18 protein-coding genes are annotated in these 21,790 nt (G+C 60.7%); 8 read left to right on the forward strand and 10 right to left on the reverse strand.

Annotation, left to right across the window (positions count from 1 at the left end):
- Positions 1 to 54 precede the first annotated feature (54 nt).
- The 8 genes from K5R88_RS18325 to bioB form a co-directional block, all read right to left on the reverse strand.
- The gene (locus K5R88_RS18325) at positions 55 to 1,341 is read right to left on the reverse strand and encodes a GGDEF domain-containing protein (protein ID WP_008035909.1); all 1,287 of its coding nucleotides are present in this window, start codon (positions 1,339 to 1,341) and stop codon (positions 55 to 57) included.
- A 274-nt stretch (positions 1,342 to 1,615) separates the two neighbouring features.
- Positions 1,616 to 3,421 (reverse strand): phenylacyl-CoA dehydrogenase, encoded by a 1,806-nt coding sequence (locus K5R88_RS18330; RefSeq protein WP_008024212.1) that lies wholly within the window; start codon positions 3,419 to 3,421, stop codon positions 1,616 to 1,618.
- A gap of 278 nt (positions 3,422 to 3,699) precedes the next feature.
- The gene (locus K5R88_RS18335) at positions 3,700 to 3,996 is read right to left on the reverse strand and encodes a hypothetical protein (protein WP_008024213.1); all 297 of its coding nucleotides are present in this window, start codon (positions 3,994 to 3,996) and stop codon (positions 3,700 to 3,702) included.
- 120 nt (positions 3,997 to 4,116) lie between these two features.
- The gene (gene bioD, locus K5R88_RS18340) at positions 4,117 to 4,797 is read right to left on the reverse strand and encodes a dethiobiotin synthase (RefSeq protein ID WP_226298157.1); all 681 of its coding nucleotides are present in this window, start codon (positions 4,795 to 4,797) and stop codon (positions 4,117 to 4,119) included.
- Entirely contained in the window at positions 4,794 to 5,606 is an 813-nt protein-coding gene (gene bioC, locus K5R88_RS18345) for a malonyl-ACP O-methyltransferase BioC (RefSeq protein ID WP_223452624.1), read from the reverse strand. Before bioC ends, bioD begins: the two co-directional genes overlap by 4 nt.
- Positions 5,599 to 6,330 carry an alpha/beta fold hydrolase gene (locus K5R88_RS18350; RefSeq protein WP_226298158.1) on the reverse strand — a complete coding sequence of 244 codons (732 nt, stop codon included), beginning with the start codon at positions 6,328 to 6,330 and terminating at the stop codon, positions 5,599 to 5,601. Before K5R88_RS18350 ends, bioC begins: the two co-directional genes overlap by 8 nt.
- The gene (gene bioF, locus K5R88_RS18355; protein ID WP_192227616.1) at positions 6,323 to 7,501 is read right to left on the reverse strand and encodes an 8-amino-7-oxononanoate synthase; all 1,179 of its coding nucleotides are present in this window, start codon (positions 7,499 to 7,501) and stop codon (positions 6,323 to 6,325) included. The genes K5R88_RS18350 and bioF overlap by 8 nt, the downstream gene beginning before the upstream one ends.
- Before the next feature lie 137 nt (positions 7,502 to 7,638).
- A complete protein-coding gene (bioB, locus tag K5R88_RS18360; RefSeq protein WP_008024223.1) occupies positions 7,639 to 8,694 on the reverse strand; it encodes a biotin synthase BioB in 1,056 nt (351 codons plus the stop codon).
- Between the two features lie 92 nt (positions 8,695 to 8,786).
- On the opposite strand from bioB, the gene K5R88_RS18365 reads away from it, so the two are divergent.
- From K5R88_RS18365 to rarD, 5 genes are all read left to right on the forward strand, one after another.
- Positions 8,787 to 9,527, forward strand: a complete 741-nt coding sequence (locus K5R88_RS18365) for a ComF family protein (RefSeq protein ID WP_226298159.1) — start codon at positions 8,787 to 8,789, stop codon at positions 9,525 to 9,527.
- Between the two features lie 186 nt (positions 9,528 to 9,713).
- Positions 9,714 to 10,478 (forward strand): TOBE domain-containing protein, encoded by a 765-nt coding sequence (locus tag K5R88_RS18370; protein WP_226298160.1) that lies wholly within the window; start codon positions 9,714 to 9,716, stop codon positions 10,476 to 10,478.
- A 58-nt stretch (positions 10,479 to 10,536) separates the two neighbouring features.
- Positions 10,537 to 12,438: a PhoX family protein gene (locus tag K5R88_RS18375; RefSeq protein WP_192227613.1), complete on the forward strand. Its 1,902-nt coding sequence runs from the start codon at positions 10,537 to 10,539 to the stop codon at positions 12,436 to 12,438.
- 182 nt (positions 12,439 to 12,620) lie between these two features.
- The gene (locus K5R88_RS18380; protein ID WP_226298161.1) at positions 12,621 to 13,595 is read left to right on the forward strand and encodes a serine/threonine protein kinase; all 975 of its coding nucleotides are present in this window, start codon (positions 12,621 to 12,623) and stop codon (positions 13,593 to 13,595) included.
- Between the two features lie 153 nt (positions 13,596 to 13,748).
- Complete coding sequence (gene rarD, locus K5R88_RS18385; RefSeq protein ID WP_192227612.1) at positions 13,749 to 14,636, forward strand: EamA family transporter RarD; 888 nt, start codon at positions 13,749 to 13,751, stop codon at positions 14,634 to 14,636.
- Between the two features lie 215 nt (positions 14,637 to 14,851).
- Here rarD and K5R88_RS18390 read toward each other — a convergent pair whose 3' ends face one another.
- A complete protein-coding gene (locus K5R88_RS18390; protein ID WP_008045141.1) occupies positions 14,852 to 15,370 on the reverse strand; it encodes a glycine cleavage system protein R in 519 nt (172 codons plus the stop codon).
- A 538-nt stretch (positions 15,371 to 15,908) separates the two neighbouring features.
- On the opposite strand from K5R88_RS18390, the gene K5R88_RS18395 reads away from it, so the two are divergent.
- A complete protein-coding gene (locus K5R88_RS18395; RefSeq protein WP_008045142.1) occupies positions 15,909 to 18,086 on the forward strand; it encodes a malate synthase G in 2,178 nt (725 codons plus the stop codon).
- A 196-nt stretch (positions 18,087 to 18,282) separates the two neighbouring features.
- Here the strand turns inward: K5R88_RS18395 and K5R88_RS18400 are convergent, their stop codons facing one another.
- Positions 18,283 to 18,729: a response regulator gene (locus K5R88_RS18400; protein ID WP_223434085.1), complete on the reverse strand. Its 447-nt coding sequence runs from the start codon at positions 18,727 to 18,729 to the stop codon at positions 18,283 to 18,285.
- Between the two features lie 253 nt (positions 18,730 to 18,982).
- On the opposite strand from K5R88_RS18400, the gene K5R88_RS18405 reads away from it, so the two are divergent.
- Positions 18,983 to 20,923: a putative nucleotidyltransferase substrate binding domain-containing protein gene (locus K5R88_RS18405; RefSeq protein WP_226298162.1), complete on the forward strand. Its 1,941-nt coding sequence runs from the start codon at positions 18,983 to 18,985 to the stop codon at positions 20,921 to 20,923.
- Positions 20,920 to 21,627: a 3'-5' exonuclease gene (locus K5R88_RS18410; protein WP_008045145.1), complete on the forward strand. Its 708-nt coding sequence runs from the start codon at positions 20,920 to 20,922 to the stop codon at positions 21,625 to 21,627. The genes K5R88_RS18405 and K5R88_RS18410 overlap by 4 nt, the downstream gene beginning before the upstream one ends.
- The last annotated feature ends 163 nt before the right edge of the window (positions 21,628 to 21,790 follow it).

The raw sequence follows: 21,790 nt of genomic DNA on the forward strand, positions 1-21,790 counted from the left end.
GCCGCCGACCACGCCTCACAATCACAGTCCAGACGCTGAATGCGCCATCATCACTCAACCCGCAGCCGCCTCGCGTACCGCACCACGACGGTTCTGACCGTAAGCCACCACGCAGTTTCGCCCGGCACCTTTTGCAGCGTAGAGCGCCTCATCGGCAGACTTGAGCACTTTTTCCGGGTTGCGTTGTTCCACGCGTTCGGCGACGCCGATGCTGACGGTGACCGACACACTCGAAGCCCCTGATCCGGCACGACGCTGACGACCTTGCTGGTCATCCTGAGGACGGTTGTCCTGGTTACGCAGTTGAATGTTGTAGGTGGCGATGGATTCGCGGATGACTTCCAGGTGCGGCATGCACTCTTCAAGCGTCTTGCCCGCGAACACCAGCGCAAATTCCTCACCGCCGTAACGATACGCCCTACCGCCGCCGCCGATTTTCGACAGTTTGCTGGCTACCAGCCGCAGCACCTGATCGCCGACGTCGTGGCCGTGGGTGTCGTTGAATTTCTTGAAGTGGTCGACGTCGCTCATGGCCAGCACGTAATTGCGCCCCAGGCGCTGCATGCGTTCGTTCAACGCGCGGCGGCCAGGCAAACCGGTGAGCTCATCGCGGAAGGCCATTTGATAGGCTTCATGGGCAACCGCCGCGGCAATCATCAACATCACCTGGCTGCACATGATGTTCAGGGTGAACGGCAGGATGAACGTCTTCGGCAACGCCCAGAACAACCCGAGCAAACCCACCAGTTGGGCGGCGTGCAAAGGTCTGGGGTTGCGCCAGTATTGCCAGCTCAGCAGCAGGAACGAGGCGATAAACACGGGGTAGGACAGCTGAATCAGGCTCATCCACGCGCCATGCAGGGCTGGCCAGCGGATTTCCGACAGCCACATCAACAGCGCCTGTGGGTAACTTTGCTCCAGGCCCAACGCCACGCTGCCGACGGCCAGCAACACTGCGAAACGCGCAATCATGTCCTGGAACAGATGGGTGCGTTCCTGCCACGCGGCGAATATGCCAAACATCAGCGGCAGCAACAGACAGCACAGGTGAAAGACCACGGCGGCGTCTTCACGCACTCTGCCGTTGTCGCGGTAATAGTCGGTCTGGGTGTCGAGCAGGTAGTAGGCGATGTACACCGTGACCATCAGAAACAGTTCACGCTGACGTCGGTAAACCGCGCAATAAGCGCCGCCGAGCAACAGCACCAACGTAGGCAGCACGTTGAACAGCGAAGTGAAGAAGACGTTCAGGTCCTTGACGTACGCAGCCGCCAGCCCCGCAAGCAAAAGCAGAAGTGAGGGTAGGAAATGACTGAAACGTACAGCGGAAGAACGCGGCAAGGGTAAAGCTCCGACCCGTCATGTCTATAGATGGCATTGTGCCCACTACTTTAACGGCAGTGACCCTGATTTTCTGAGTGATTTGCTAAGGTTTTTTTGACGCCGCATTACTGACTACTATCCGGCCAACCAGCAATGCACGGTTCCCCCATCAAAGGTCGTTACAAAAGACGGGAGAACTGCCCCCGACCGTGGTTTTTTTCACCAAAGTCGAGTTGAAAAAAAACCGCCACTCCCGAAGGAGCAGCGGTTTTTTAGAAGGCTGCGTTAAGGCTTAGTAGCCCAGTGCGAAGTCTTCTTCTTTCATGTCCATCAGGTTGTTGGCGCCCGACAGCATGGTTGCAACGTGAGTGCGGGTACGCGGCAGGATGCGCTGGAAGTAGAAGCGCGCAGTCTGCAGCTTGGCGGTGTAGAACGCCGTTTCGGTGGTGCCGGCTGCCAGTTTCTCGGCCGCCAGGCGTGCCATGTCAGCCCAGAAGTAGGCCAGGCAGGCGTAACCGGAGTACATCAGGTAGTCCACGGAAGCCGCGCCGACTTCTTCGCGGTCTTTCATGGCTGCCATACCGACCTTCATGGTCAGCTCGCCCCATTCTTTGTTGATTGCAGCCAGCGGTGCGACGAATTCCTGAACGGCTTCGTTGCCTTCGTTGGTCTGGCAGAACTTGTGGACGATCTTGGTGAAGCCTTTCAGGGCCTCGCCTTGAGTCATCAACACTTTGCGGCCCAGCAGGTCGAGTGCCTGGATGCCGGTGGTGCCTTCGTACAGCATCGAAATGCGGCTGTCGCGAACGTTCTGCTCCATGCCCCACTCGGCGATGAAGCCGTGGCCGCCGTAGATTTGCACGCCGTGGTTGGCGGATTCGAAACCGACTTCGGTCATGAAGGCTTTGGCGATTGGCGTCATGAACGCCAGCAGTGCGTCGGCTTTCTTCTTCTCTTCTTCGTCCACGCCGTACTTGACGATGTCGACTTGCTTGGCAGTGAAGTAAACCATTGCGCGGTTGCCTTCGGCGAACGCTTTCATGGTCAACAGCATGCGACGGACGTCAGGGTGCACGATGATCGGGTCGGCGGCTTTTTCCGGCGCTTTCGGGCCAGTCAGGGAGCGCATTTGCAGACGATCGCGAGCGTATTTCAGGCCGCCCTGGAAACCGATTTCGGCGTGGGCCAGGCCTTGCAGCGCGGTACCCAGACGTGCGGTGTTCATGAAGGTGAACATGCAGTTCAGGCCTTTGTTCGCCGGGCCGATCAGGAAACCGGTGGCCGCGTCGAAGTTCATCACGCAGGTGGCGTTGCCGTGGATGCCCATTTTGTGTTCCAGGGAACCACAGGACACGGCGTTGCGCGCACCGATCGAACCGTCTTCGTTCGGCATGAATTTCGGAACGATGAACAGCGAGATGCCTTTGGTGCCAGCCGGTGCATCCGGCAGGCGAGCCAGCACGATGTGGACGATGTTGTCGGCCATGTCGTGTTCACCGGCCGAGATGAAGATCTTGGTGCCGGAGACTTTGTAGGAACCGTCGGCCTGAGGTTCGGCCTTGGTGCGCAGCATGCCCAGGTCGGTGCCGCAGTGCGGTTCGGTCAGGCACATGGTGCCAGTCCATTCGCCGGAGACCAGTTTGGTCAGGTAGGCGTGTTGCTGCTCAGGCGTGCCGTGCTCGGAAATGGTGTTCATCGCGCCGTGCGACAGGCCCGGGTACATGCCCCACGACCAGTTGGCTTCGCCAACCATTTCGCTGACTGCCAGACCCAGAGACTCCGGCAGGCCCTGGCCGCCGTGCTCTACGTCGTGGGCCAGGCTTGGCCAGCCGCCTTCAACGAATTGCTTGTAGGCTTCTTTGAAGCCGGTCGGGGTTTTAACGCCGGACTCGCTCCAGGTGCAGCCTTCGGTGTCACCCACGCGGTTCAGCGGAGCCAGTACCTGCTCACAAAACTTGGCGCCTTCTTCGAGAATGGCGTCAACCATGTCCGGAGTTGCGTCCGAGCAAGCCGGAAGGCTCTGATAGTGCGCTTCGTAGCCGAGCAGTTCGTCACGAACGAAGCGAATATCACGCAAGGGGGCCTTGTAGTCAGGCATAGCGATAAACCTCTGCTGATGTAACCGGGAATGAACGACCGCGTTGATTTGTTGTGACGGTCAAACAGTTGTTTGAAACATACGTTTACGCCCAAATCTTGTCAAGCGCCGATCTTTTGCCGTTCGTCTTCACTCCCCGCGCAAAGCTGCACACGCGACAACGCAACGCCGTTGACTGAGCAACACGTCCTGCAGAAAAGTTTAGTTGGGAGAGAAGGACTTACACACAAAAACGCCGCGAAGGGTCGCGGCGTTGGCAGAGCGGTTTCAGCAGATGATCAAGCGAATGTGTCGATCAGTGTACCGAGCATTTCATCGGAAGCTTTGGCAACTTTGACACCGGCCTCGACCTGAAACTTGCCCTGAGCCATCTCGACCATGTTGCTGGCGAGGTCCGACTGCTGGCTGCGATCAACCGAGCGCAGGCGATTGACCTGAGCATCGGAGGACTGACTGGTCACCGAACGCTCGACCGAATTGTTGGCAATCTGGCCGGAGGCTTGATCGACACGGTTCTGCCCCGTCTGAATAGTGCTCAGACCAGCATAAAAAGCGGTACTTCCTGAGATTTCCATGGGAGAACTCGTCCTACAAAGGATCAACAGCGGCCATTGAACCAGACCCGCCTGCAAAAGGCCCGACAAAAACACTAATGGCACAGTGCCTTGTCATAGGTAAAACCAGTGCTTGAGACTTCAGTCCAGCAAATCCAGCTGAAGGTGTTCCGCCACCGCCTCTGCGGTCACCAACTTGAGTTTCGGCACACGCCCCAGGCACGGCGCGGGGATCCGCTCGGCCAGCGTGGCCAGGTTTTCTTCAAGGCGCGCGGTCTTGGCATCGATGATGTTGGCCACCCAACCCGCCAATTGCAAACCGTCACGGGCAATCGCCTCGGCCGTCAGCAACGCATGGTTGATGCAGCCCAGCCGTACGCCAACCACCAGAATCACCGGCAAACCCAGCGCCATGGCCAGGTCCGACAGGTTGTCCTGATCCGCCAGCGGCACGCGCCAGCCGCCAGCGCCTTCGATCAGGGTGAAATCTGCCTGCATCTCCAGAATCTGCTGCATTGGCGTCAGCAACGATTGCACCGTCAATGCCACGCCGGCCTCGCGTGCCGCCAGATGCGGAGCGATGGCCGGTTCGAAGGCCACCGGGTTGACTTGTGCATACGTCAGCGGCACCGAACATTCCGCCAGCAGCGCCAACGCATCGGCGTTGCGCAAGCCCTTGGGCGTCACGTCGCAACCGGAGGCCACCGGTTTTCCCGCCGCCGTACTCAGGCCGGCCAACCGCGCAGCATGCAGCAAACCCGCAGCCACGGTGGTCTTGCCGACATCGGTGTCAGTCCCGGTGATGAAATACGCTGCGCTCATAAGGGTTTCTCCAAAACGGCGTACACCACTTGATAAGTCGCCGGCAGGCCTTGGGCCTGACGAAACTGCTCATACGCCTCGACCAGGCCGAGGATCCGCGCCCTGCCGGTCAAACCACCCGGCCGACCGGGGTTCAGATTGTGCGCGCCCAGCGCTTTGAGTTCATGGGTCAGGCTGCGCACATCCGGGTAATGCAGCACGTGAGGACGGGTTTGCAGACTCGCGACCTTCAAACCGCTGGCCGCACACAGGTGTTGATAAACCCCGAACTCGCGGAAGCGGTTGACGTGCACCATGCCATCCACCTGACGCCAACTGTCTCGCAGCTCAAACAGTGTGCCCACGCACAGACTAGCAAACGCAAACATTCCACCGGGTTTCAGCACGCGATGGGCTTCACTGAGCACCGACGCGAAGTCTGCGCACCACTGCACCGCCAGGCTGGAGAAGATCAGATCACAAGTCGAATCCTGCAATGGCAACCGCTCGGCATCCCCGGCGATGAAGTGCGTGGCCCCGCCCAATGGCCGCGCGTGATTGAGCATGCCTTCGGCGATGTCCAGCGCCACGCCGTGACCGCCAGGAAAACGCTCACCCAGCACACGACTGAAATGCCCGGTGCCACAGCCCAGGTCCAGCCAGCGACCGGGCACGAAATCGCCCGGCAAACGGCTCAACAACTGGCTGCCGACGTCACGCTGCAATTCGGCCACGCTGTCATAGCTGGCCGCCGCGCGGGAAAAGGACGCCGCCACCTGGCGTTTGTCCGGCAGGCCGCCGGGCAGGCTGGGAAGGGATAAATCAGTCATCACCGGACTCATGCAAAAAGGCCTGGATCGCCCCCGCCACACCGTGAGGGTCTTCCAGAAGAAACGCGTGGCTGGCCTGTTCAATCAGACCGATTTCGACATCCGGCAGCAACGCCAGCAAGTCCCCCGCCGCTTCGGCCGGAACCAGTCCGTCGAGGCCGGCGAACAGGTGCAACTGCGGGCCGCGAAAGGCCTGCAATGCCTGACGGGTATCCAGTTGTGCCAGCAACTCCAGGCCGCTCATCAACACCGCAGCAGAGGCGTTTGGCGCACCACCGAGCAGCAGCCGCGACAACCCGCGCGGGTCTTCGGCGCCTTGCGCGCACAGCAGCGAAAAGCGTTTCAAGGTCATGCGCGGATCGGCATTGCAGCCTGCCAGAAACGCATCAAACGTCTCGCCGGGCATCGCGCTCGGCCACTGTTCATGGGCAACAAAAGAAGGATTGCTCGCCAGGGTCAGCAAGCCGCAGCAACGATCACCGCGTCGCGCCGCCAACTCGGAGGCAAGCATGCCGCCGAGCGACCAGCCGCCAAGCCACGCATCCTGAGGCACGGCCGAGTCGAGTTCGTCGAGCCATTCTTCAAGGTCGCTGGATTCCAGTTCCGGCAACGGTTCGATCTCGACGCGCAGGTGTTCGTCCAGCCCCTGCAACGCAGCCGCCAAGGGCTCCAGCGGAGAAATCCCGAGGCCCCAGCCGGGCAGCAGAATCAGGCGATTACGCATGGCTTGGCTCCGGTCCCAGTTGTTGAAAACAATCGGCCAGTCCATTTAACAATAGCTGCACCTGCGCCTCGCTGTGCGCGGCGGTCAGGGTTACCCGAAGACGGGCGCTGCCGGCGGGCACAGTCGGCGGACGAATCGCCGTGACCATCAAGCCGCGTTCGCGCAGCATCTGCGACAGTCGCACCGCACGCCCGGCGTCGCCGATCATGATCGGTTGAATGGGCGTGAAGCTGTCCATCAACTCCAGGCCGATCTGCTCGGCGCCGTCGCGGAACTGACGGATCAGCGTTTTCAGATGCTCACGCCGCCAGTGTTCGCTGCGCAGCAATTCCAGGCTTTTCAGCGTCGCACAGGCCAGGGCCGGCGGTTGGCTGGTGGTGTAAATGTAGGGACGGGCGAACTGGATCAGGCTCTCGATCAGCTCTTCGCTGCCGGCGACGAACGCGCCCGCCGTCCCGAACGCCTTGCCGAGGGTGCCGACCAGCACGGGCACGTCTTCCTGGCTCAGGCCGAAATGCTCGACGATCCCGCCGCCATTGGCACCCAGCGGACCAAAACCGTGCGCGTCATCCACCATCAGCCACGCACCTTTGGCCTTGGCTTCTCGGGCCAGCGCTGGCAGGTCGGCGATATCGCCATCCATGCTGAACACACCGTCGGTGACCACCAGCGTATTGCCGGTGGCTTTCTCGAGACGATTGGCCAGGCTCGCTGCATCGTTGTGCAGATAACGATTGAAACGCGCGCCGGACAACAAACCGGCATCGAGCAACGAGGCGTGATTGAGGCGGTCTTCGAGCACCGTATCGCCCTGCCCGACCAACGCGGTGACCGCACCGAGGTTGGCCATGTAGCCGGTGGTGAACAGCAACGCGCGCGGGCGGCCGGTCAAGTCAGCCAGCGCTTCTTCCAGCTCGTGATGTGGCGTGCTGTGGCCGATGACCAAATGCGAAGCGCCGCCGCCGACGCCCCATCGAGAAGCCCCGGCGCGCCAGGCCTCGATCACTTGCGGATGATTGGCCAGGCCCAGGTAATCGTTGTTACAGAACGCCAGCAACGGCTGGCCATCGACCACCACTTCCGGGCCCTGGGGGCTTTCGAGCAAGGGGCGTTGGCGATAGAGATTTTCGGCACGACGGGCAGCAAGGCGTGCGGCGAGATCGAAAGACATGCAGGCCTCGCAAGTAAGGAAAACAAACATAACCTGTAGGAGCGAGGCTTGCCCGCGAAGGGAACGCCGCGGCCTGACTGAGCGACCGCAGTGACTCTTTCGCGGGCAAGCCTCGCTCCTACAGGGTTTCGCGTTGGTTAGACGGCAGCGTTGTAGAACTGCTCGCTACTCTTCTGCTCCACCAGCGCCTGCTCGATGGCGGCCTGATGCACTTCGTCGGCGTGCTCTTCGCGCGCTTCCGGCAGGATGCCGAGGCGCGAGAACAGTTGCATGTCCTTGTCGGCCTGCGGGTTGGCGGTGGTCAGCAGTTTGTCGCCGTAGAAAATCGAGTTCGCACCGGCGAAGAACGCCAGGGCCTGCATCTGCTCGTTCATCGCTTCACGGCCGGCGGACAGGCGCACGTGGGACTTCGGCATCAGGATGCGCGCCACGGCGAGCATGCGGATGAAGTCGAACGGGTCGATGTCTTCGGCGTTTTCCAGCGGCGTACCGGCAACTTTCACCAGCATGTTGATCGGCACCGATTCCGGATGCTCTGGCAGGTTGGCCAGCTGGATCAGCAGGTTGGCACGGTCATCGAGGGACTCACCCATGCCGAGGATGCCGCCGGAGCAGATCTTCATCCCCGAATCACGCACGTAGGCCAGGGTTTGCAGGCGTTCGCTGTAGGTGCGGGTGGTGATGATGCTGGTGTAGAAATCCGGCGAAGTGTCGAGGTTGTGGTTGTAGTAATCGAGGCCGGCCTTGGCCAGCGCTTCGGTCTGCTCCTGGTCCAGACGACCGAGGGTCATGCAGGTTTCCAGGCCCATGGCCTTCACGCCTTCGACCATCTTCAGCACGTAAGGCATGTCTTTGGCCGACGGATGTTTCCACGCCGCGCCCATGCAGAAACGCGTCGAACCGATGGCTTTGGCGCGAGCGGCCTCTTCGAGGACCTTCTGCACTTCCATCAGTTTTTCTTTTTCCAGGCCGGTGTTGTAGTGACCGGACTGCGGACAATATTTGCAATCTTCCGGGCAGGCGCCGGTCTTGATCGAGAGCAGCGTGGAAACCTGGACGCGGTTGGCGTCGAAATGCGCGCGGTGCACGGTCTGCGCCTGAAACAGCAGGTCATTGAATGGCTGAACGAAGAGTGCTTTGACTTCGGCCAAAGACCAGTCATGACGCAGGGTTGCAGAGGTGCTGGCGCTCATGGGCGTTTCCTTTGTTTTATGCTGGGCAAGCGGTCGGGGGACGGAATACCCACAGACGCGACACGGATGTTCGGCATATTTAAGGAAGAGCGATGCGCTGTCAACCACGACACGAAGGACCGGTTTACATCTGGTTAAAAAACAACCAATCTTGTTTACTCTGCGACGAGACGGCCGAAGAAGCCACGCCGATCTGCATGGCCTGCGAAACCGAGCTGCCCTGGCTCGGCGATCACTGCCAGACCTGCGCCCTGCCGTTACCCGCGGCGGGCCTGACGTGCGGCCAGTGCTTGCAGCAACCGCCGCCCTTCGAGCAAGTCATTGCCCCGTGGACCTACGGTTTTCCGGTCGACAGCCTGATCACCCGATTCAAGCACAGCGCGAAGTGGCCGTATGGTCGCCTGCTCGCCGAACTTCTTGCTCAATCCCTGCAACATCACTTCGATGAAGCGCTGGAACGGCCAGATGCGTTGGTCCCCGTTCCGCTCGCCGCTAAACGTCTGCGCCAACGGGGCTTCAACCAGGCCGCGATGCTGGCCCGCTGGTTGAGCGCCAGCCTGGATATCCCCTGTGACGAACAGCTGCTCAAACGGATTCAGGACACCAGCGCGCAACAGGAGCTGAAGGCCGATGCGCGCAGGAAGAACCTGCGTAATGCTTTCGCGCTGATGCCCGGAGCGCTGATCAAGGGCCGTCACCTGGCACTGGTTGACGACGTACTGACCACCGGCGCCACGGCCCAGGCATTGGCTCGTCTGTTAATGGACGCCGGTGCCGCGCGAGTCGACGTCTACTGCCTGGCCCGCACCCCAAAACCCGGCGACACCAATTGACTAATGCCTGGCACAAAACCTGTGGGAGCGAGCCTGCTCGCGATGGCGGTTGGTCAGTAATGTAGATGGCGACTGACCAGCCGCCATCGCGAGCAGGCTCGCTCCCACAGGAATCGTGGCTGACTTGACTCCCGGGCTTCCAGCCGCCAACGTCCTCACCATCATCACCCGCCAAAGCGTCTCGCCATGTCCTTGCCTACGTTGTTGTCCCAGCACATTGTCCGTCGCCCGCAGCGCATCGCCTTGCTGCAACACATCGCCGAACAGGGCTCGATCACTCGCGCCGCGAAAAGCGCGGGCCTGAGCTACAAAGCTGCATGGGATGCCATCGACGAGCTGAACAACCTCGCGCAGAAACCGCTGGTGGAGCGCAGCGTCGGCGGCAAGGGTGGCGGTGGCGCCAAGCTGTCCAGCGAAGGCGAGCGCGTTTTGCGCCTGTATCAAAAGCTGCAAACGTTGCAGGCGCAGGTGTTGGAAGCCGCCGAAGACGCCAGCGACTTCAACCTGCTCGGCCGTCTGATGCTCAGAACCAGCGCGCGCAATCAATTGCACGGCAAAGTCGTGGAAATCGAAGCTCAAGGACGCAACGACCTGATCCGCCTGGAACTGGCTGAAGGCTTGATCCTCGTGGCGCAGATCACTCACGACAGCACCCTGCGCCTGGAGCTGCAAACCGGCACCGAAGTCGTCGCCCTGATCAAGGCCGGTTGGCTCGACCTGTTGGGTATCGATGACGAGGCAACGCCCGGACACAATTGCCTGACCGGCACCCTTGAGGAAATCCTCGACGCCGAAGACGGCCCGAGTGAAGTGCGCATCGGCCTGCCCAATGGCCAGACGTTGTGCGCGCTGGCCGAACCGCTGCACTTGCGAACCCACGGTCTGGCCACCGGCAAAGCGCTGCGGGTGCAATTTTCCCCCTCCAATGTGCTGCTCGGTACACCGCTCTGAAACACAAGCGTCATTAACGCGCTTTAAGGTGACTGCAAAAACCAGCAGGGAGCCTGATGTGAGCCTATTAGAAGACAACCAATCCACCGACCTCGAGCAAATGGTCGGCCTCAGCCGTCGTGGTTTCATCAGCGCGGGCGCCCTGTGCGGTGCCGCGATGTTCCTCGGCGGCAACCTGCTGAGCCGCAGCGTGCTCGCGGCCAGTGTCAGCGCCGGCACCAGCAAACTGTTGGGTTTTGACAGCATCCCCGCCGCCACCAGCGACGCCATCACCCTGCCACCGGGCTACAAGTCTTCGGTGCTGATCAGCTGGGGCCAGCCGCTGCAAAAGAACGGTCCGGCATTTGATCCAAGCGGCAACGGCAGCGCCGAGCAACAGGAAGTCCAGTTCGGCGACAACAACGACGGCATGAGCCTGTTCGAATTTCCGGGTGAGAAAGACCGGGCGCTGATGGCGATCAACAACGAATACACCAACTACCGCTACCTCTACCCGCACGGCGGCATGCCGCAATCGGCCGAAGAAGTGCGCAAGGCGCTGGCCTGCGAAGGCGTGTCGGTGATCGAGGTGCAGCGCAAGAACGGCCAATGGCAATTCGTTCAGGGCTCGCGCTACAACCGCCGCATTCACGGCAACGCACCGATCAGCCTCAGCGGCCCGGCTGCCGGCCACGCGCTGGTGAAAACCAGCGCCGACCCGCACGGCAAGAACGTGCTCGGCACCTTCCAGAACTGCGCCAACGGCAAGACGCCGTGGGGCACCTACCTGACCTGTGAAGAGAACTTCACCGACTGCTTCGGCAGCAGCAATGCCGAGCAGAAATTCGACGCCGCGCAAAAACGCTACGGTGCGGTGGCGACCAGTAAAGAGATCAACTGGCATCAACACGACGAGCGCTTCGACCTGGCGAAGAACCCCAACGAACTCAACCGTCATGGCTGGGTGGTGGAAATCGACCCGTTCGATCCGACATCGACACCGGTCAAGCGCACCGCGCTGGGCCGTTTCAAACATGAAAACGCGGCCCTGGCCGAAACCCATGACGGCCACGCCGTGGTGTACATGGGCGACGACGAACGCGGCGAGTTCATCTACAAGTTCGTCAGCCGCGACAAGATCAACCACAAGAACCCGAAAGCCAACCGCGACCTGCTGGACCACGGCACCTTGTACGTAGCGCGTTTCGACGCGGGCGACGGCAATGCCGATCACCCGAAAGGCCAGGGCGAGTGGATCGAGCTGACCCACGGCAAAAACGGCATCGACGCCAGCAGCGGTTTTGCCGATCAGGCCGAGGTGCTGATTCATGCACGCCTCGCCGCCACGGTGGTGAAAGCCACGCGCATGGACCGTCCGGAATGGATCGTCGTCAGTCCCAAGGACGGCCAGGTCTATTGCACGCTGACCAACAACGCCAAGCGCGGTGAAGACGGTCAACCGGTGGGCGGGCCGAACCCGCGCGAGAAGAACGTCTACGGGCAGATTCTGCGCTGGCGCACCGACCGTGATGATCACGGCTCGAAAAGCTTTGCCTGGGATCTGTTTGTGGTCGCCGGCAACCCGGGTGTCCACGCCGGCACGCCGAAGGGCGGTTCGTCGAACATCACGCCGCAGAACATGTTCAACAGCCCGGACGGCCTGGGTTTCGACAAGGCCGGACGCTTGTGGATCCTGACCGATGGCGATTCGAGCAACGCCGGTGATTTTGCCGGCATGGGCAACAATCAGATGCTCTGTGCCGACCCGGTGACCGGTGAGATCCGACGCTTCATGGTCGGGCCGGTGGGTTGCGAGGTGACGGGGATCAGTTTCTCGCCGGATCAGAAGACCTTGTTTGTCGGGATTCAGCATCCGGGGGAGAACGGTGGTTCGACGTTCCCTGAGCACCTGCCGAACGGCAAGCCGCGGTCTTCGGTGATGGCGATTTCCCGCGAGGACGGCGGGATCGTCGGCGCCTGATCAACCGCCTTCGCGGGCAAGCCTCGCTCCTACAGGGAAATGCATTCCAAATGTAGGAGCGAGGCTTGCCCGCGAAGACGTCAGCCCAAACAACACTCATCTCAACCCCAACCACTAAAGACAGCCCGTCTGCGCTACCATGCTTGGCCGGACGCGGCAGCCTGCTGCGCGCAGGAGTCAGCATGGCCCACCCGTTTGCAACCCTCACCCCAGACCTCGTGCTCGATGCCGTCGAAAGCATCGGCTTTCTCAGCGACGCGCGCGTTCTGGCGCTCAACAGCTACGAGAACCGTGTCTATCAGGTCGGCATCGAAGACTCCGAGCCGCTGATCGCCAAGTTCTACCGCCCGCAGCGCTGGACCAACGAAGCGATTCTCGAAGAACACCAGTTCACCTTCGAACTCGCCGAGTGCGACGTGCCGGTGGTGGCGCCAATGATTCACAACGGTGCCAGCCTGCACGAACACAACGGTTTCCGTTTCACCCTGTTTCCCCGCCGTGGTGGCCGCGCACCGGAGCCTGGCAATCTCGATCAGCTGTATCGGCTGGGCCAACTGCTCGGTCGCCTGCACGCCGTCGGCTCGACCAAACCGTTCGAACACCGTGAAGCCCTGAGCGTGAAGAACTTCGGTCATGCCTCGCTGACAACCTTGCTCGAAGGCAACTTCATCCCCAAAAGCCTGCTGCCGGCCTACGAATCTGTCGCCCGCGACCTGCTCAAACGGGTGGAAGACGTCTACAACGCCACGCCACACCAGAACATCCGCATGCACGGCGATTGCCACCCCGGCAACATGATGTGCCGCGACGAGATGTTCCACATCGTCGACCTGGACGACTGCCGCATGGGCCCGGCAGTGCAGGACATCTGGATGATGCTCGCCGGTGACCGTCAGGAATGTCTGGGGCAGTTGTCGGAATTGATGGACGGCTACAACGAGTTTCACGATTTCGACCCGCGGGAACTGGCGCTGATCGAACCACTGCGCGCGCTGCGCCTGATGCATTACAGCGCGTGGCTGGCACGCCGCTGGGATGACCCGGCGTTCCCGCACAGTTTTCCGTGGTTCGGGACGGAGCGGTATTGGGGTGATCAGGTGTTGGCGTTGCGCGAGCAACTCGCCGCCCTCAACGAAGAACCCCTGAAACTGTTCTAACCCTTTGTAGGAGCGAGGCTTGCCCGCGAAGAACGATAACGCGGTTAGCCAGATACACCGCGTAATCGTTCTTCGCGGGCAAGCCTCGCTCCTACAAAAAAACACATGTCTATACAATCCCTTCTTTGTTAGCTGCCTAAGCAAGGATTCTGCATGCAAGCCGCCAACCCCCGTCGCGGGTACATCCTGGGCCTGAGTGCCTACATCATCTGGGGACTTTTCCCGCTCTACTTCAAGGCCATCGCCAACGTGCCCGCCGTGGAGATCATCATCCATCGCGTGCTCTGGTCGGCGCTGTTCGGCGCGTTGCTGCTGATGGTGTGGAAGCATCCGGGCTGGTGGCGCGAGTTGCGTGACAACCCGAAACGGCTGGCGATCCTGGCCTTGAGCGGCACGCTGATCGCGGCCAACTGGCTGACGTACGTCTGGTCGGTGAACAACGGGCGCATGCTTGAGGCCAGTCTCGGTTACTACATCAACCCGCTGGTGAACGTGTTGCTGGGAATGTTGATCCTCGGCGAACGGTTGCGGCGTATGCAGTGGATCGCCGTGGGTCTGGCGGCGGTCGGCGTCGCGCAACAGGTGTGGCAAGTCGGCAGTCTGCCGTGGGTGTCGCTGGTGCTGGCGTTGACGTTCGGCTTCTACGGATTGATCCGCAAGCAGGCGCCGGTCAAGGCGCTGCCGGGCCTGGTGGTGGAAACCTGGATGCTGGTGCCGATTGCCATCGCCTGGCTGCTGTTCAATCAGACGGCTGTCAGCGCCCAACCCGAATTCTGGACCACGTCCGAAGCCTGGTGGCTGGTCGCCGCGGGTCCGGTAACGCTGGTGCCGCTGGTGTGTTTCAACGCCGCCGCACGGCATTTGCCCTACACGACACTCGGATTTCTCCAGTACCTGGCGCCGACATTGGTGCTGTTGCAAGCCGTGCTGCTGTTTGGCGAGCATCTGTCGTCCAGCACACTGGTCGCCTTCATCTTTATCTGGGCAGGCCTGGCGGTTTACAGCATCGATGCGTGGATAAGTCTGCGCCGCCGCAGCTGATCAAAAATCGTACAAACCTCTGCAGGCCACGCCTCTCGTGGCCTGCATCGATCCTTCCCAAGGTTATCCACAGCGTGATCCCCGGCGTTTGTGCGCAACTTGTTGAAACTGATGGTTTTTTGATCAGATCTTGAAGAAGCCCGGCCGGCGTGGGCTGGCGGGCTGTCTCTACAGGTTATCCACAGGCAGGTGCACGTATAACTTGGATAACCCTGTCAGGGGTCGCTGCGCAATACCAACTCCACCATCAAATCGTCCGCCAGGGTTTCCAGGCGCGACTGCAACACGTCCAGCGACAAGGTCAGCGGCACCGCAAGAATCGCTTCGGCGTGGAACAACGGCTCGCTGCTCATAGGCGCCGGACGCACTTCCGTCACCAGCCGCTCCAGGTTGACCCCTTGCTCACTCAACAGACGCGTGATGTCGCGCACGATCCCGGGGCGATCATTGCCGACCAGTTCCATGGCAATCGGTTTCCAGGTGCAGGATTGTTCGATGCCGCTTTCGGCGATCAGCACGCGAATGCCATGGACGGACAACGCCTGTAAGGCATCGACCAATTCGTCGTAGGCCTCGGCCGGCACGCCCACCCGAAGAATCCCGGCAAACTGCCCGGCCATGCGTGACATGCGGCTTTCCAGCCAGTTGCCGCCGTGCTCGGCAATGCACTGGGCGATGCGCTCGACCTGCCCAGGTTTGTCCGGTGCGAAAACAGTGAGTACGAGGTGGTCCATGGCGCAGCCCTCTTTTGTTGTAGAAAGAGAAGTATAGGCAAGGGATGTTGCTGCGCTGAGTCGGCCGACGCCTTCGCGGGCAAGCCTCGCTCCTACAGGTCGTACGCAGCCCTGTAGGAGCGAGGCTTGCCCGCGAACGGGACGACACCATTCCCCCGGCCAAAATACAAATCGTGTACAACTTCTTATATTTAACTGGAACAATCTCATACTTTTTTGAGAACATCCCTATCCCCGACGTGACTGCAATGCGTCACGGGGTCGCAGAACGACGTAATTAGTCTAATTTTCACAACCGCAATTCATCATGTAGTATGCCGCAGCGCGCACTACATAACGTTGGATCGATGTCTGCCACAGGCGCGGTCGCAGCCCTGAAAGCCCTATCAGCAAGGCCTCAACGCCGTTGATCGGTTCCATCCCAGCCGCCCGAAATGGCATGTACTGGTGGAAGGGGTTTGTGGTTTAAATAGCCAGAGGCTTCATTGTTAATTTGAAGAGCTGAAAAGCGAAATAGCTGAGCAGAGTGAGGCAAGCAATGACTGAACACGTTCAAGTCGGTGGCCTGCAGGTCGCCAAAGTCCTGTTCGACTTCGTGAACAACGAAGCCATTCCCGGAACCGGCCTCACCGCCGATAAATTCTGGGCCGGTGCCGACAAGGTCATTCACGACCTGGCGCCGAAGAACAAAGCCCTACTCGCCAAACGCGATGATTTCCAGGCTCGTATCGACGGCTGGCACCAATCCCGTGCCGGTCAGGCGCACGATGCCGTGGCTTATAAAGCCTTCTTGCAAGACATCGGTTATCTGCTGCCAGAAGCGGCCGATTTCCAGGCAACGACGCAAAACGTCGATGACGAAATCGCCCGCATGGCCGGCCCGCAGCTCGTGGTGCCGGTGATGAATGCGCGTTTCGCGCTCAATGCTTCGAACGCCCGCTGGGGTTCGCTGTATGACGCGCTCTACGGCACCGACGCCATCAGCGAAGCTGACGGTGCGGAAAAAGGCAAAGGCTACAACAAGGTTCGCGGCGACAAGGTGATTGCCTTCGCCCGTGCCTTCCTCGACGAAGCGGCGCCATTGGCTGCCGGCTCGCACGTCGACTCCATCGGCTACAAGATCGTCGGCGGCAAACTGGTGGTCGCCCTCAAAGGCGGCAGCAACAGCGGCCTGCGCAACGACGCTCAGTTGATCGGTTTCCACGGCGATGCCGCTGCACCGACCGCGATCCTGCTGAAAAACAACGGCCTGCATTTCGAAATCCAGGTCGATGCCAGCACCCCGGTCGGCCAGACCGACGCTGCCGGCGTCAAAGACATCCTGATGGAAGCCGCACTCACCACCATCATGGACTGCGAAGACTCCGTCGCCGCTGTCGATGCCGATGACAAAGTGGTGATCTACCGCAACTGGCTCGGCCTGATGAAGGGCGACCTGTCAGAAGAAGTCTCCAAGGGTGGCAAAACCTTTACCCGCACCATGAACGCCGACCGCACCTACACCGGCGTCGATGGCAAGGAACTGAGCCTGCACGGTCGCTCGCTGTTGTTCGTGCGCAACGTCGGTCACCTGATGACCATCGACGCGATCCTCGATAAAGACGGCAACGAAGTGCCGGAAGGCATTCTCGACGGTCTGGTGACCTGCCTGGCGGCGATCCACAGCCTCAACGGCAACAGCTCGCGCAAGAACAGCCGCACCGGTTCGGTCTACATCGTGAAGCCGAAGATGCACGGTCCGGAAGAAGCTGCGTTCACCAACGAGCTGTTCGGTCGCATCGAAGACGTGCTCGGCTTGCCGCGCAACACCCTGAAAGTCGGGATCATGGACGAGGAGCGCCGCACCACGGTCAACCTCAAGGCCTGCATCAAGGCCGCCAGCGAGCGCGTGGTGTTCATCAACACCGGTTTCCTCGACCGTACGGGCGATGAAATCCACACCTCCATGGAAGCCGGCCCGATGGTGCGCAAGGCCGACATGAAGGCTGAAAAGTGGATCGGCGCCTACGAGAACTGGAACGTCGATATCGGTTTGAGCACCGGCCTGCAAGGTCGCGCACAGATCGGTAAAGGCATGTGGGCGATGCCCGACCTGATGGCGGCGATGCTTGAACAGAAAATCGCTCACCCATTGGCCGGCGCCAACACTGCTTGGGTGCCATCGCCAACGGCGGCTGCGCTGCACGCGCTGCACTACCACAAGGTCGACGTGTTCGCCCGTCAGGCCGAACTGGCCAAACGTGCACGCGCTTCGGTGGATGACATCCTGACCATCCCGCTGGCGGTAAACCCGCAGTGGACCGCGGAACAGATCAAGAACGAACTGGACAACAACGCCCAGGGCATTCTCGGTTACGTGGTGCGCTGGATCGACCAGGGTGTTGGCTGCTCGAAAGTGCCGGACATCAATGACATCGGCCTGATGGAAGACCGTGCCACGCTGCGTATCTCCAGCCAGCACATCGCCAACTGGTTGCGTCATGGCATCGTCACCGAAGCGCAAGTGATGGAAAGCCTCAAGCGCATGGCGCCGGTGGTTGACCGTCAGAACGCCAATGACGCGCTGTACCGTCCGCTGGCACCGAACTTCGACAGCAACATCGCCTTCCAGGCGGCGGTCGAACTGGTGGTTGAAGGCACCAAACAGCCGAACGGCTACACCGAGCCGGTTCTGCACCGTCGTCGTCGCGAGTTCAAGGCTGCCAATGGCCTGTAACCGAGCGTTGATGCCGTGACAAAAAAAGGCCCTGATCTTCGGATCAGGGCCTTTTTTGTTTGCTTGAGATCAGTGGTGTTGCCTTCGCGGGCAAGCCTCGCTCCTACAGGGTTTACGGTGTTCGTGAGCAACGCACCATCCTGTAGGAGCGAGGCTTGCCCGCGAAGGCGATCAAATGGGCAACAGATAGCCTGGATCAGGGCTCCAACCCCAACTCATGCTTGACCAGCTTTAGCAGTTTCGCGCTATCAATCGGCTTGAGCAAAAAATCCACCACGCTCAAATGCATGGCGGCAATCGCGTCCTTCACGTCGGCATCGCCGGAAACGATGATGAACGGCATGGCGCCCCGAACGGACTCACGGACCTTGCGGATCAACTCCAGGCCATCAATTTGCCCCATCCGCAGATCAGTAATCACCAGGCCTATCGATGGTTTCTCCGCCAGCATCTTGAGCGCGGTTTCACCGCTGGCTGCGGTCATGCAACGAATACCATCCAGACCAAGAATCTCCGACAACAGCTCGCGCGCATCTTTATCGTCATCGACGATCAGCACCCGTTGCGGCGGCAAGTCGGGTTCCAGCATGACGGCACTCAGCGCCTCGCGCTCGGCGTCACTCAAAATATCGTGGTCGGACATGGTTTTCTCTAAGTTTCCAATATCATTCCCTAGCACAGTGGTGAGACATCGCTAAGCGGGCCGTCAATGTGCACTTCGTCGGATTTATTTCCTATAGGGAGAAGGATAGGTTCTTCCCAAGATTGTGTAAGGCATTTCCGAAATTTCATCGCCGCAAGGCCCGACCTAGACTTACGTCCAATGGGCACCCTGCGCGCAGGGGCCGACCATGACTGAGTCACCCGACAACAACAATTCATAAAAGACTGCGGTAATGGTTATGAGTAAAGCGGACGCCTTCACACAGGCAGGGAAAACCGCGGTATTGCAGAACATCCAGGGCACTTTGCAATTCCTTCAGCGCTTCCCGCCCTTCAATCAAATGGAACACGCTCACCTGGCGTACCTGGTTGAACAATGTCAGCTACGTTTTTATGCCCCCGGCGAGAGCATCATCAAGCCCGCCGATGGCCCGGTTGAGCATTTCTACGTCGTCAAACAGGGCCGGGTCGTGGGTGAACGTCCCCACACGGCCAAGGGCGGCACGGAAACCACCTTCGAAATCACCACCGGCGAATGTTTCCCCCTCGCCGCGCTGCTGGGTGAGCGTGCGACGCGCACCGAACATCTGGCTGCCGAAGACACCTTTTGCCTACAACTGAACAAGCTGGCGTTCATCAAACTGTTCGCACTTTCCAACGCGTTTCGCGACTTTGCCCTACGCGGCGTGAGCAGTTTGCTGGACCAGGTCAACCAGCAAGTCCAGCAAAAAGCCGTGGAAACCCTCGGCACCCAATACTCGCTGAATACCCGTCTGGGCGAACTGGCCATGCGTCACCCGGTGACGTGCAGCCCGACCACGCCGCTGCGGGAAGCGGTCACCCTGATGCACGAGCAGCAGGTCGGCAGCATTGTGGTGGTCGATGAACACAAGGCGCCGTTGGGTATTTTCACCCTGCGCGACCTGCGCCACGTGGTGGCCGAAGGCATCAACGACTTCAACGAAGCCATCGAACGGCACATGACCCAGGCGCCGTTTTTCCTGACGCCGGACCACAGCGCCTTCGATGCCGCGATTGCCATGACCGAGCGGCACATCGCCCACGTCTGCCTGGTCAAGGACCAGCGTCTGTGCGGCGTTGTCTCGGAGCGCGACTTGTTTTCCCTGCAACGGGTCGACCTGGTGCATCTGGCGCGAACCATCCGCAGCGCCCAGCGCGTGGAAAACCTGGTGGCGCTGCGCGGCGAGATCGGTCAATTGGTCGAGCGCATGCTGGCCCACGGTGCGTCCTCGACCCAGATCACCCACATCATCACCCTGCTCAACGATCACACCGTGTGCCGGGTGATCGAACTGACCCTCGCCGAGAAAGGCGACCCGGGCGTGCCGTTCAGTTGGTTGTGTTTCGGCAGCGAAGGCCGCCGCGAGCAGACGCTGCATACCGACCAGGACAACGGCATTCTGTTCGAGGCGCGGGACGCCGCGCACGCCGCCGAGATTCGCGGCAAGTTGCTGCCCATCGCTCAGCAGATCAACCAGAGCCTGGCGCTCTGCGGTTTTACCCTGTGCAAAGGCAACATCATGGCCGGCAACCCCGAGCTGTGTTTGTCCCGGGCCGAATGGGCGCGGCGTTTTGCGGCGTTCATTCGCGAGGCGACGCCGGAAAACCTGCTGGGTTCGAGCATCTATTTCGACCTGCGCGTGGTCTGGGGCGACGAGCACAGCTGCGAGCAGTTGCGTCGGGGGATTCTCGATCAGGTTGCCGACAACCGATTGTTCCAGCGAATGATGGCCGAGAACGCCCTGCGCAACCGTCCACCCGTAGGGCGTTTCCGCGAGTTTGTGCTGGCGCGCAAAAATGGCGAGAAAGCCACGCTGGACCTGAAAGTCCAGGGCCTGACCCCGTTTGTCGACGGCGCCCGACTGTTGGCCTTGGCCCATGGCATCGAGGCGAACAATACGCTGGAGCGCTTTCGCCAGTTGGTCGATAAAGAAGTCATTGATCGACAGGACGGTGCGGCGTACGAAGAGGCGTATCACTTCATTCAGCAAACCCGCATGCAGCAACATCAGCTACAGACCCGGGAGAATTTGCCCTACTCCAACCGGGTCGATCCCGACAGCCTCAATCATCTGGACCGACGCATCCTGCGTGAATCCCTGCGCCAGGCCCAACGCCTGCAAAGCAGCCTGACCCTGCGGTATCAGCTATGAGCCTGTTTTCATGGCTGCGCCCGGCAGGGCCGATGCTGTCCGGGGACTTGCAGCAACGTCTGCAACGTTTGCCGGCGCGGGCCGAGCTCAGAGAATGCAGCCTGCGCGAGCAGCGCTGGGTGGTGCTGGATCTGGAAACCACGGGGTTGAACCTGAACAAGGACCGGGTGCTGTCCATCGGGGCGGTGGTGATTGAGGACGGGGCAATCGACTTCAGTCAGCAGTTCGAACGCACCCTGCAATGCGCGGACATGAAAGTGGCGCCGAGCGTGTTGATTCACGGTTTGGGTCCGAGCGCGATTGCTGCCGGCAGTGATCCGGCGCAGGCGTTGGTCGAGTTCATGGAGTTTGTGGGCGACAGCCCGGTGCTGGCGTTTCATGCGCCGTTTGATCAGCACATGCTCGGCCGCGCACTGAAAGATCATCTGGGCTACAAACTGCAGCATCCGTTTCTGGATGTGGCGGATATCGCGCCCCTGCTCTGCCCCCAGGCGCACATTCGCGAGGCGGGGCTGGACGAGTGGATCGACTGGTTCAAGCTCGAGGTGTTCGAACGCCACAACGCCAGTGCCGATGCGCTGGCGACCGCCGAGCTGGCGCTGATCCTGTTCAGCCGCGCGCGGCAGCAGCAGATTCATAGCCCGTTGAATCTGCAACAGCGGTTGAGTCAGTGGAAGCGCAGGCAGCGGGCGCCTTCGTTCTGAATTCGCGGCGTCTGATCTGGCGCCTTCGCGGGCAAGCCTCGCTCCTACAGGGTTTACGTTGTTCGTGAGCAACGCACCATCCTGTAGGAGCGAGGCTTGCCCGCGAAGAACGATGACACGGTCCAACTGCCCCCCACCAAAACCACCTGACCAGTGGCCAATT

Source organism: Pseudomonas sp. MM213, from assembly GCF_020423045.1.
GTDB classification, from domain to species: Bacteria; Pseudomonadota; Gammaproteobacteria; order Pseudomonadales; family Pseudomonadaceae; genus Aquipseudomonas; species Aquipseudomonas migulae.